Source organism: Vibrio sp. KUL70 (genome assembly GCF_059725515.1).
In genome coordinates, this window is record NZ_AP045834.1 from 1340805 (window position 1) to 1354621 (window position 13817).

At 47.8% G+C, this 13817-nt stretch carries 1 protein-coding gene (only partly in view); it reads left to right on the forward strand.

The window, feature by feature from the left end; all coding sequences use genetic code 11:
- On the forward strand, positions 1–13817 hold the 5' end (the start) of the coding sequence (locus AC6I7V_RS06070; protein WP_498011543.1) for a retention module-containing protein. The gene runs 15778 nt beyond the window's last position; only the first 13817 of its 29595 coding nucleotides appear in the window; it begins with the start codon at positions 1–3; its stop codon lies beyond the right edge, outside the window.

Below are 13817 nucleotides of genomic sequence, written 5' to 3' on the forward strand. Positions count from 1 at the left end.
ATGGATGTCGAAGTTTTGCGTAATGCAGCAGTAGTTAAGCAGGTGAGTGGCGATGTTGTCATCATGGATGCAGATGGGACAGCGCGCAAAGTTAAAGTAGGCGATACGATTCGTGAGAACGAGATAGTATTGACACCGAAAGGCGCGAAGTTGGTATTAGTTGACACTTCTGGAGACTTACAGGTCGACGAAAACTGCGTCGGTTGTATTGATGAAGTGTTTGCATGGCGAGATATACCACTACAAGGTGATATCGAAATAGATTTGAGTCAACTTGGCGATAATAGTTTTGGTGCCGATGATATTGCTGCGATTCAAGAAGCAATACTTGCTGGAGAAGATCCGACTCAAATTTTAGAGGCGACGGCTGCAGGTGGTGCTGGAGGTTCAGCTAATGCCGGCTTCGTCACAATCGATTATAACTACACCGAAACTCGACCTTCGACATTTTTTGAAACTTCTGCTTTGACAGAAGAAGAAGTTGACGAAGATAACGACAATTTTAGAAGCGATGTTACAGCTTCTACCGGAGGTCAAAGTGTTTCTCAAAGCTTGACTGAAGGCTCAATATCTCAGGGAACCTATCCTCAAACCATTTCCACGAATCAACTTGTTCAAAGCGGTAGTCTTGATCTCGATCCTAACTCTTTTGTACCCGCTGCTGCTTCTCTCTCTTCTCTACTTAGCGAATTAAATAGTGACATAACATCGGGTGGTGTTGCGGTACAGTTTGTTTATGATGCCAACGAAAATGCCATCGTAGGCACTCAGAATGGTACGGAAGTTCTGCGCGTTGATGTTGATACCGTTAGCTCGGGTTCGAATGTCAACTTGACGCTTACCTCGACAATATCGGCTCCTATCGATCATGTTTCTTCAGTAAGTGACGGGCAAGTCTCATACATTGACAACCAGATTACCCTAACCTTTGAAATTGAAGGTGCTGACATCGGTGGCAATGCTATTGCGACACCTATCTCAGCCAGTATTGCAATTTTGGATGGCGCAGATCCAATTCCCCAGACTGTAACAGTTACCAACCAAGAAACGAACACGACATTAGTTGAGGGGAGCTTCGTTTCCATAGAAAGTGATCGCTTGGCCTCGGTAGTATTTGATTCATCGTCGTTGGCACAATTCGATGGCATTTTGAGTGACAATCAAAATACTATCGCACGAGTGTCGGACGATGGCACAGAGATCTCTCTCTCTATCTTAGGGAGCGGAGAGGCTGTTCTTACGATTTCGGTTGATACTGATGGTGAGTATCATTTTCAACAATTCAAACCAATAGAACAGAACAGTTCGGACACGATTGAATTTTCACTTCCTGTAACCATTACGGACTTCGATCAAGACTCGGTGGTGAGCACACTGAATATCGCCATCTCGGATGGTGACCGTCCAACAATCAATTCTGTTGATCCAATTTCAGTGCAAGAGAGTGGTCTTGTAGGTGGATCTGAAGAGGGCATCGGTATCCTAACGGGAACGGGTTCCGTTGATTCCGATACCTTTTCGAGCGACATTATTGACCACCATGAATTAGAGCCATTGCAGTTCAATACCGATAATAGCCTGTTGTCGAATGGTCAACCTGTTTCGCTGGAGTTAGTGGGTGAAGCAAATGGGGTAAGAACCTATGAAGGCTTCATTACTATTGAGGGGGTGAGAAACGTTGTTTTTGAAGTCATTGTCGATAGTCCAGCGTTAGGTTCTTATGAATTTACGCTATTTGATTCTTTAACGCACCAAGGTTCTCAAGATGCTGAGCTCAGTTTTGAGCTGCCTATTTATGCCGTCGATGCAGATGGCGACCGTTCCACTTTAGCTGGTGGCAGCGGACAGGAGCAACCAGCATTGATTGTTGTCACTGTGTCTGATGATGTTGTCGAGTTGAAAGATAATACTGTGGCACTTGATGAACCAACGCAAGACGGAGACTCAACGGTTTCTTACAACCTTTTCAACTTCACAGGTGGTGATGGAGCGACGGTACAATCGTTTGTTTATGACGGTACGACATACAATTTAGATCCAGACCAGGATGAGGCCGTTCAACAGGCGTTTGTGTTTGATGAGGGCACACTCAATGTTGCATTAAACGGTGATGTGACTTTTGTTGTTGCCAGAGATATTGATCATTCTGCAAGTGAGACTATCACTCAAGATATTACATTTAATGCCGTTGATGGTGATGGCGATACAGACTCAGCTTTGTTGCAAATCTCAATTACCGACGGTCAAATTCCTACCATTAATGACATTCCGAGTGTTTCGCTTTCAGAGCCTGAATTGGCATCGGGCTCTTCACCGACAGGTTCTGATGTTAGTTCAACGCAAACTATTGATTTCACGCAGGGTAGTGATGACGTCGTTCGTTTTAGGCTTGAGAACTCTGAGTTTAATACCGACGGTGCGTTAACATCGAACGGCTTAGTCGTGAGTTTGAAAGAAGAGCCAACGGACTCGGGAACTTACATTGGTTTCGTGACAGACAATTCGAACACAGATATCCCAGTGTTTACTCTTGCCTTTTCAGATTCCAAATTGGGTGAATATACTTTTACGCTATTGGGTTCTCTAGATCATGCTGATGGTTTACAAAATAACGATCTATCATTTGAACTTCCCGTTTATGCGGTGGATTCAGATGGCGATGATTCGTTGGGAGCTCCGCTGACTGTAACCATAGGTGATGACCTACAAACCATGCAAAATGGCGCGTTGACCATTCAAGAGCCAAGTCTAGAGGTATTGACTCAAAGTACTGTTACTACGGAAACGATTAATGTACTCCCAGTCCAAGGGGCAGATGGTGCATCGATCACTCAGTTTACCTACGATGGGGCGATTCGCACTTTAGATCAGAATATGACTGGGGAGCAGGAGTTTCAATTCTTAGAAGGCTCTCTGTTTGTTACGCTTGATGGTGATGTACGTTTTGAGCCAAATCGTAATCTTGATAACACTAGCGGGGATATTGTCAAAACGGTTGTGCTAACCTCCAGCGATGGCGATGTAGATTTGGATACGGCAACCGTAGTCTTAACGATCACCGATGGTGATGATCCGACCATTGATAACGTACCTAGTATTACTCTTAATGAGTCGGAATTAATGGATGGTTCGGCGCCAAGCGGTGTGTCTGTCGACTCAAATAATACTATTTCATTTACTGAAGCGAGTGATGACGTCGCACGTATCGAAGTAGTCGTTGGGCAGTTTAACCAAGATGACTCGCTAACTTCTAACGGGCTTATTGTTGAAATTCGTGAAGAGCCAACAGGATCGGGCAATTACTTAGGCTACACAACCGATGTATCAAACGCGGAAACGCCTGTTTTCACACTAACTTTTGATCAAACCAATATAGGTGAATTTACCTTCGTATTACTTGAAGCGTTCGATCATCGACCACTACAAGGTAATAACTCACTCTCATTCAATATCCCTATTTTGGCTGTTGATACGGATGGTGACAAAACCGCTGTCAGTCAGTTGGTAGTGAACATCAATGATGATGTTCAGGTAATGCAGGATGTTGATTTAACTGCTATTGAACCGAATCTAGCTGATGTAAGTGCTGGTACAGTGACGACTGCTGTGGTGGATGTTCTTACCGCTCCAAGTGCGGACGGTGCCAGTGTCACTCAGTTTACTTACGACGGTGCGACTTACACACTCGACCAAACGGACAGCTCTGAACAAGAGTTTACCTTTACAGAAGGCTCACTGTTTATCACCACTCAAGGCGATGTGCGCTTCGAACCAAATCGCGATCTAGACCACTCGGCTGGTGATATTGTGAAAAATATCGTGGTGACATCGAGTGATGGTGATGATGACGTTCTTACTTCGACAGTCACACTGACCATTACTGATGGTGATATTCCGACCATAGATGTAATTCCACCGGTCTCGCTTTCAGAGTCCAGTCTGGCTGATGGCTCTGCACCAAGCGGTATGGCCGTGAGTCAAACGGAAACCATCTCTTTCACGAACCAAAGTGATGATGTTGATCACTTCAGAATCGCGACCGATGAATTTAATCCATCAGGCACACTGACTTCGAATGGTTTAGCTGTTGAACTTAGAGAGTTCCCTGCAGATTCGGGTCAATACACGGGTTTTACAACTAACGCGCTAAATCAAGAAGTTGAAGTATTTACCATCAATTTTGATGATGTCGTGTTAGGTCGTTACACCTTCACGTTGTTAGAAGCGCTTGATCATGACGATGGCTTAGACAACAACACCTTAAGCTTTGATTTACCTGTTTATGCGGTAGACAGTGACGGCGATGATTCGGCAATGTCGCCACTGACGGTGACAATAGAAGATGATGTTCAAGGCATGAGCAACGGCATCTTGACCATCGAAGAGCCGACGGTCGCAGATCTGGCAGGCGGGGTGGTGACCACAACCACCATTGATGTGATGCCAGAGCAGAGTGCCGATGGTGCAACCATTACTCAATTCACCTATGACAACACTGTTTATGCGCTTGACCAGACGGCCACTGGCGAGCAAGAGTTTATCTTCACCGAGGGCTCGTTGTTTATCACTCTCGAGGGTGAGGTGCGTTTTGAACCAAACCGCAACCTCGACCATGAATCGGGCCCAATCGTCAAATCGATTGTGGTGACATCCAGCGATGGCGATGTAGACGTTGAAACTGCAACGGTTGTTCTGACGATTACCGATGGCGATATTCCAACCATTGAATCGGTACCAAGCGTATCACTGTCTGAAACGCAGCTTGCTGATGGCTCTGCGCCAAGTCTTAGTGCGGTGAGCCAAACTGAGACTATCTCATTCACTAACCAAAGTGATGATGTAGAGAAGTTCCGCCTTGAACCAACAGAGTTCAATACGGGTGGTGCATTAACTTCAAACAACATTGTGGTCGAGCTTAAAGAGGCCCCAGCAGACTCTGGCATTTACGTCGGCTTTATCAATGACGGCGGCACGGAAGTCCCTGTATTTACCTTGAGCTTCTCAGGTACAACTTTGGGTGAGTACACCTTTACGCTGCTTGAAGCACTAGACCACGAAGATGGATTAGACAATAACGAACTCACCTTTGACTTGCCTGTCTACGCAGTCGACTCAGACGGTGATAATTCATTGATGTCACCACTGACGGTCACCATTGGTGATGACGTGCAAATCATGGCGAACGGCACGCTTGATATCACCGAGCCTAATTTAGCCGATGGGACGGTGACTACCAACACCATTGATGTCATGACGGCGCAAAGTGCTGATGGGGCGGTAATTACTCAGTTCACCTATGATGGTGGGGCTGCGCAAACTCTAGATCCAACGATCACTGGTGAGCAAGAGTTTACCTTCACCGAAGGTTCCGTGTTCGTGACCATTGAAGGTAATGTGCGTTTTGAGCCGAACCGAGATCTTGACCATGAGAATGGCGATATCGTCAAATCACTGGTCTTCACCTCAAGCGATGGTGACGTCGATGTCGAGACGGCAACGGTAACTCTGACTATTACCGATGGTGACATCCCAACCATTGAATCGGTGCCAAGCGTCACGCTTGCAGAGGCAGGGCTTGCGGATGGCTCTTCTCCAATCATGGGGCCTGTCAGCCAAACGGAGACCATCTCATTTACCAACCAAAGTGATAATGTCGAGAAGTTCCGACTAGAGCCGGCAGAGTTTAATAGTGATGATTCACTCAAATCAGATGGACTTCCAATCGATATTAAAGAAGATCCTGTCGGCTCCGGTAATTACGTAGGCTTTACGACCAGCGCAACCAATGTTGAAACACCAATCTTTACGTTAAGCTTTAGTGCTGCGACTTTGGGTCAATATACGTTTACGTTATTGGAGAATATCGACCATGAAGGTGGTCGTGGTAACAACGATCTCACGTTCAATTTGCCTGTCTATGCCGTTGATAGCGACGGTGATGACTCGTTGATGTCGCCGTTATCAGTGACGATCACGGATGACCTTCAAGTGATGGCGAGCGGTGCACTTAGTCTCGAAGAGCCTACAGTCGCTGACCTAGTGGCGGGCACGCCAACGACGTCTGTTTTCGATGTGCTGACCAGCGCCAGTGCGGACGGTGCCAGTGTCACTCAGTTTACTTACGACGGCACGGCTTACACACTCGATCAAACGGACAGCTCTGAGCAAGTGTTTACCTTCACTGAGGGCTCACTGTTTATCACCACTCAAGGTGATGTGCGCTTCGAACCAAACCGAGATTTAGACCATTCGGCTGGCGATATTGTGAAAAATATCGTGGTGACATCGAGTGATGGTGATGATGACGTTCTTACTTCGACCGTCACGTTAACCATTACTGATGGTGAGGTTCCAACCATAGATGTAGTTCCACCTGTCTCGCTTTCAGAGTCCAGTCTGGCTGATGGCTCTGCACCAAGCGGCGTGGCCGTGAGTCAAACGGAAACCATCTCTTTCACGAACCAAAGTGATGATGTTGATCACTTCAGAATCGCGACCGATGAATTTAATCCATCAGGCACACTGACTTCGAATGGTTTAGCTGTTGAGCTTAGAGAGTTCCCTGCAGATTCGGGTCAATACACGGGTTTTACAACTAACGCACTAAATCAAGAAGTTGAAGTATTTACCATCAATTTTGATGATGTCGTGTTAGGTCGTTACACCTTCACACTACTTGAAGCGCTTGACCATGCAGATGGCTTAGACAACAACACTCTAAGTTTTGATTTACCTGTCTATGCGGTTGATAGTGATGGCGATGATTCGGCAATGTCGCCACTGACGGTGACGATTGAAGATGATGTTCAAGGCATGAGTAACGGCATCTTGACCATCGAAGAGCCAACAGTCGCGGATCTGGCCGGTGGGGTGGTGACCACAACCACCATTGATGTGATGCCAGAGCAGAGTGCCGATGGCGCAACCATAACTCAATTCACATACGATGGCGGTACGCCACTGACGCTTGACCAGACGGATAGCGGTGAGCAAGAGTTTGTCTTCACCGAAGGCTCGCTGTTTATCACTCTTGAAGGTGAGGTGCGTTTTGAACCAAACCGCAACCTCGACCATCAATTGGGTCCAATCGTGAAATCGATTGTGGTGACATCCAGCGATGGCGATGTGGACGTTGAAACTGCTACGGTCACTCTGACGATTACCGATGGTGATGTTCCAACCATTGAATCGGTGCCAAGCGTGTCGCTATCGGAAACACAGCTTGCCGATGGTTCAACCCCGAGTGGCAGTGCGGTGAGTCAAACCGAAACTATCTCGTTCACGAATCAAAGTGATGATGTCGAGAAGTTCCGTCTTGAACCAACAGAGTTCAATACGGGTGGCGCATTAACTTCAAATAATATTGTGGTCGAGCTTAAAGAAGACCCAGCAGACTCAGGCTTTTACGTCGGCTTTATCAATGACGGTGGCACGGAAGTCCCGGTATTCACCTTGAGCTTCTCAGGTACAACCTTGGGTGAGTACACCTTCACACTACTCGAAGCACTAGACCACGCTGACGGCCTGAATAATAACGAACTCACCTTTGACTTGCCTGTCTATGCGGTCGATTCAGACGGTGATAACTCATTGATGTCACCACTGACGGTCACCATTGGTGATGACGTGCAAATCATGGCGAACGGCACGCTTGATATCACCGAACCGAATCTAGCCGATGGGACGGTGACCACCAACACCATTGATGTCATGACAGCACAAAGTGCCGATGGGGCGGTGATTACCCAATTCACCTACGATGGTGGCAGCCCTCAAACTCTAGATCCTAGCCTTACCGGTGAGCAGAAGTTCACGTTCCCTGAAGGGGATGTGTACGTCACCATTGAAGGTAACGTTCGCTTCGAGCCGAACCGAGATCTTGACCATGAGAATGGCGATATCGTTAAATCACTTGTGTTTACTTCAAGTGACGGTGATGTCGATGTTGAGACGGCAACGGTAACTCTGACTATTACCGATGGTGACATCCCAACCATTGAATCGGTGCCAAGCGTCACGCTTGCAGAGGCAGGGCTTGCGGATGGCTCTTCTCCAATCATGGGGCCTGTCAGCCAAACGGAGACCATCTCATTTACCAACCAAAGTGATAATGTCGAGAAGTTCCGACTAGAGCCGGCAGAGTTTAATAGTGATGATTTACTGAAATCAGATGGACTTCCAATCGATATTAAAGAAGATCCTGTCGGCTCCGGTAATTACGTAGGCTTTACGACCAGCGCAACCAATGTTGAAACACCAATCTTTACGTTAAGCTTTAGTGCTGCGACTTTGGGTCAATATACGTTTACGTTATTGGAGAATATCGACCATGAAGGTGGTCGTGGTAACAACGATCTCACGTTCAATTTGCCTGTCTATGCCGTTGATAGCGACGGTGATGACTCGTTGATGTCGCCGTTATCAGTGACGATCACGGATGACCTTCAAGTGATGGCGAGCGGTGCACTTAGTCTCGAAGAGCCTACAGTCGCTGACCTAGTGGCGGGCACGCCAACGACGTCTGTTTTCGATGTGCTGACCAGCGCCAGTGCGGACGGTGCCAGTGTCACTCAGTTTACTTACGACGGCACGGCTTACACACTCGATCAAACGGACAGCTCTGAGCAAGTGTTTACCTTCACTGAGGGCTCACTGTTTATCACCACTCAAGGTGATGTGCGCTTCGAACCAAACCGAGATTTAGACCATTCGGCTGGCGATATTGTGAAAAATATCGTGGTGACATCGAGTGATGGTGATGATGACGTTCTTACTTCGACCGTCACGTTAACCATTACTGATGGTGAGGTTCCAACCATAGATGTAGTTCCACCTGTCTCGCTTTCAGAGTCCAGTCTGGCTGATGGCTCTGCACCAAGCGGCGTGGCCGTGAGTCAAACGGAAACCATCTCTTTCACGAACCAAAGTGATGATGTTGATCACTTCAGAATCGCGACCGATGAATTTAATCCATCAGGCACACTGACTTCGAATGGTTTAGCTGTTGAGCTTAGAGAGTTCCCTGCAGATTCGGGTCAATACACGGGTTTTACAACTAACGCACTAAATCAAGAAGTTGAAGTATTTACCATCAATTTTGATGATGTCGTGTTAGGTCGTTACACCTTCACACTACTTGAAGCGCTTGACCATGCAGATGGCTTAGACAACAACACTCTAAGTTTTGATTTACCTGTCTATGCGGTTGATAGTGATGGCGATGATTCGGCAATGTCGCCACTGACGGTGACGATTGAAGATGATGTTCAAGGCATGAGTAACGGCATCTTGACCATCGAAGAGCCAACAGTCGCGGATCTGGCCGGTGGGGTGGTGACCACAACCACCATTGATGTGATGCCAGAGCAGAGTGCCGATGGCGCAACCATAACTCAATTCACATACGATGGCGGTACGCCACTGACGCTTGACCAGACGGATAGCGGTGAGCAAGAGTTTGTCTTCACCGAAGGCTCGCTGTTTATCACTCTTGAAGGTGAGGTGCGTTTTGAACCAAACCGCAACCTCGACCATCAATTGGGTCCAATCGTGAAATCGATTGTGGTGACATCCAGCGATGGCGATGTGGACGTTGAAACTGCTACGGTCACTCTGACGATTACCGATGGTGATGTTCCAACCATTGAATCGGTGCCAAGCGTGTCGCTATCGGAAACACAGCTTGCCGATGGTTCAACCCCGAGTGGCAGTGCGGTGAGTCAAACCGAAACTATCTCGTTCACGAATCAAAGTGATGATGTCGAGAAGTTCCGTCTTGAACCAACAGAGTTCAATACGGGTGGCGCATTAACTTCAAATAATATTGTGGTCGAGCTTAAAGAAGACCCAGCAGACTCAGGCTTTTACGTCGGCTTTATCAATGACGGTGGCACGGAAGTCCCGGTATTCACCTTGAGCTTCTCAGGTACAACCTTGGGTGAGTACACCTTCACACTACTCGAAGCACTAGACCACGCTGACGGCCTGAATAATAACGAACTCACCTTTGACTTGCCTGTCTATGCGGTCGATTCAGACGGTGATAACTCATTGATGTCACCACTGACGGTCACCATTGGTGATGACGTGCAAATCATGGCGAACGGCACGCTTGATATCACCGAACCGAATCTAGCCGATGGGACGGTGACCACCAACACCATTGATGTCATGACAGCACAAAGTGCCGATGGGGCGGTGATTACCCAATTCACCTACGATGGTGGCAGCCCTCAAACTCTAGATCCTAGCCTTACCGGTGAGCAGAAGTTCACGTTCCCTGAAGGGGATGTGTACGTCACCATTGAAGGTAACGTTCGCTTCGAGCCGAACCGAGATCTTGACCATGAGAATGGCGATATCGTTAAATCACTTGTGTTTACTTCAAGTGACGGTGATGTCGATGTTGAGACGGCAACGGTAACTCTGACTATTACCGATGGTGACATCCCAACCATTGAATCGGTGCCAAGCGTCACGCTTGCAGAGGCAGGGCTTGCGGATGGCTCTTCTCCAATCACAGGGGCAGTCAGCCAAACTGAAACCATCTCGTTTACTCACCAAAGTGATAATGTCGAGAAGTTCCGACTAGAGCCGGCGGAGTTTAATAGTGATGATTCACTCAAATCAGATGGGCTTCCAATTGATTTGAAAGAAGATCCTGTCGGCTCCGGTAATTACGTAGGCTTTACGACCAGCGCAACCAATGTTGAAACACCAATCTTTACGTTAAGCTTTAGTGCTGCGACTTTGGGTCAATATACGTTTACGTTATTGGAGAATATCGACCATGAAGGTGGTCGTGGTAACAACGATCTCACGTTCAATTTGCCTGTCTATGCCGTTGATAGCGACGGTGATGACTCGTTGATGTCGCCGTTATCAGTGACGATCACGGATGACCTTCAAGTGATGGCGAGCGGTGCACTTAGTCTCGAAGAGCCTACAGTCGCTGACCTAGTGGCGGGCACGCCAACGACGTCTGTTTTCGATGTGCTGACCAGCGCCAGTGCGGACGGTGCCAGTGTCACTCAGTTTACTTACGACGGCACGATTTACAGACTCGATCAAACAGACAGTGCTGAACAAGTGTTTACCTTCACAGAGGGCTCCCTTTATATCACCACTCAAGGTGATGTGCGCTTCGAACCAAACCGAGATCTCGACCATTCGGCTGGCGATATTGTGAAAAATATCGTGGTGACATCGAGTGATGGTGATGATGACGTTCTTACTTCGACCGTCACGTTAACCATTACTGATGGTGAGGTTCCAACCATAGATGTAGTTCCACCTGTCTCGCTTTCAGAGTCCAGTCTGGCTGATGGCTCTGCACCAAGCGGCGTGGCCGTGAGTCAAACGGAAACCATCTCTTTCACGAACCAAAGTGATGATGTTGATCACTTCAGAATCGCGACCGATGAATTTAATCCATCAGGCACACTGACTTCGAATGGTTTAGCTGTTGAGCTTAGAGAGTTCCCTGCAGATTCGGGTCAATACACGGGTTTTACAACTAACGCACTAAATCAAGAAGTTGAAGTATTTACCATCAATTTTGATGATGTCGTGTTAGGTCGTTACACCTTCACACTACTTGAAGCGCTTGACCATGCAGATGGCTTAGACAACAACACTCTAAGTTTTGATTTACCTGTCTATGCGGTTGATAGTGATGGCGATGATTCGGCAATGTCGCCACTGACGGTGACGATTGAAGATGATGTTCAAGGCATGAGTAACGGCATCTTGACCATCGAAGAGCCAACAGTCGCGGATCTGGCCGGTGGGGTGGTGACCACAACCACCATTGATGTGATGCCAGAGCAGAGTGCCGATGGCGCAACCATAACTCAATTCACATACGATGGCGGTACGCCACTGACGCTTGACCAGACGGATAGCGGTGAGCAAGAGTTTGTCTTCACCGAAGGCTCGCTGTTTATCACTCTTGAAGGTGAGGTGCGTTTTGAACCAAACCGCAACCTCGACCATCAATTGGGTCCAATCGTGAAATCGATTGTGGTGACATCCAGCGATGGCGATGTGGACGTTGAAACTGCTACGGTCACTCTGACGATTACCGATGGTGATGTTCCAACCATTGAATCGGTGCCAAGCGTGTCGCTATCGGAAACACAGCTTGCCGATGGTTCAACCCCGAGTGGCAGTGCGGTGAGTCAAACCGAAACTATCTCGTTCACGAATCAAAGTGATGATGTCGAGAAGTTCCGTCTTGAACCAACAGAGTTCAATACGGGTGGCGCATTAACTTCAAATAATATTGTGGTCGAGCTTAAAGAAGACCCAGCAGACTCAGGCTTTTACGTCGGCTTTATCAATGACGGTGGCACGGAAGTCCCGGTATTCACCTTGAGCTTCTCAGGTACAACCTTGGGTGAGTACACCTTCACACTACTCGAAGCACTAGACCACGCTGACGGCCTGAATAATAACGAACTCACCTTTGACTTGCCTGTCTATGCGGTCGATTCAGACGGTGATAACTCATTGATGTCACCACTGACGGTCACCATTGGTGATGACGTGCAAATCATGGCGAACGGCACGCTTGATATCACCGAACCGAATCTAGCCGATGGGACGGTGACCACCAACACCATTGATGTCATGACAGCACAAAGTGCCGATGGGGCGGTGATTACCCAATTCACCTACGATGGTGGCAGCCCTCAAACTCTAGATCCTAGCCTTACCGGTGAGCAGAAGTTCACGTTCCCTGAAGGGGATGTGTACGTCACCATTGAAGGTAACGTTCGCTTCGAGCCGAACCGAGATCTTGACCATGAGAATGGCGATATCGTTAAATCACTTGTGTTTACTTCAAGTGACGGTGATGTCGATGTTGAGACGGCAACGGTAACTCTGACTATTACCGATGGTGACATCCCAACCATTGAATCGGTGCCAAGCGTCACGCTTGCAGAGGCAGGGCTTGCGGATGGCTCTTCTCCAATCACAGGGGCAGTCAGCCAAACTGAAACCATCTCGTTTACTCACCAAAGTGATAATGTCGAGAAGTTCCGACTAGAGCCGGCGGAGTTTAATAGTGATGATTCACTCAAATCAGATGGGCTTCCAATTGATTTGAAAGAAGATCCTGTCGGCTCCGGTAATTACGTAGGCTTTACGACCAGCGCAACCAATGTTGAAACACCAATCTTTACGTTAAGCTTTAGTGCTGCGACTTTGGGTCAATATACGTTTACGTTATTGGAGAATATCGACCATGAAGGTGGTCGTGGTAACAACGATCTCACGTTCAATTTGCCTGTCTATGCCGTTGATAGCGACGGTGATGACTCGTTGATGTCGCCGTTATCAGTGACGATCACGGATGACCTTCAAGTGATGGCGAGCGGTGCACTTAGTCTCGAAGAGCCTACAGTCGCTGACCTAGTGGCGGGCACGCCAACGACGTCTGTTTTCGATGTGCTGACCAGCGCCAGTGCGGACGGTGCCAGTGTCACTCAGTTTACTTACGACGGCACGATTTACAGACTCGATCAAACAGACAGTGCTGAACAAGTGTTTACCTTCACAGAGGGCTCCCTTTATATCACCACTCAAGGTGATGTGCGCTTCGAACCAAACCGAGATCTCGACCATTCGGCTGGCGATATTGTGAAAAATATCGTGGTGACATCGAGTGATGGTGATGATGACGTTCTTACTTCGACCGTCACGTTAACCATTACTGATGGTGATATCCCGACCATAGATGTGGTTCCTCCTGTCTCGCTTTCAGAGTCCAGTCTGGCTGATGGCTCTGCACCGAGCGGTGTGGCCGTGAGTCA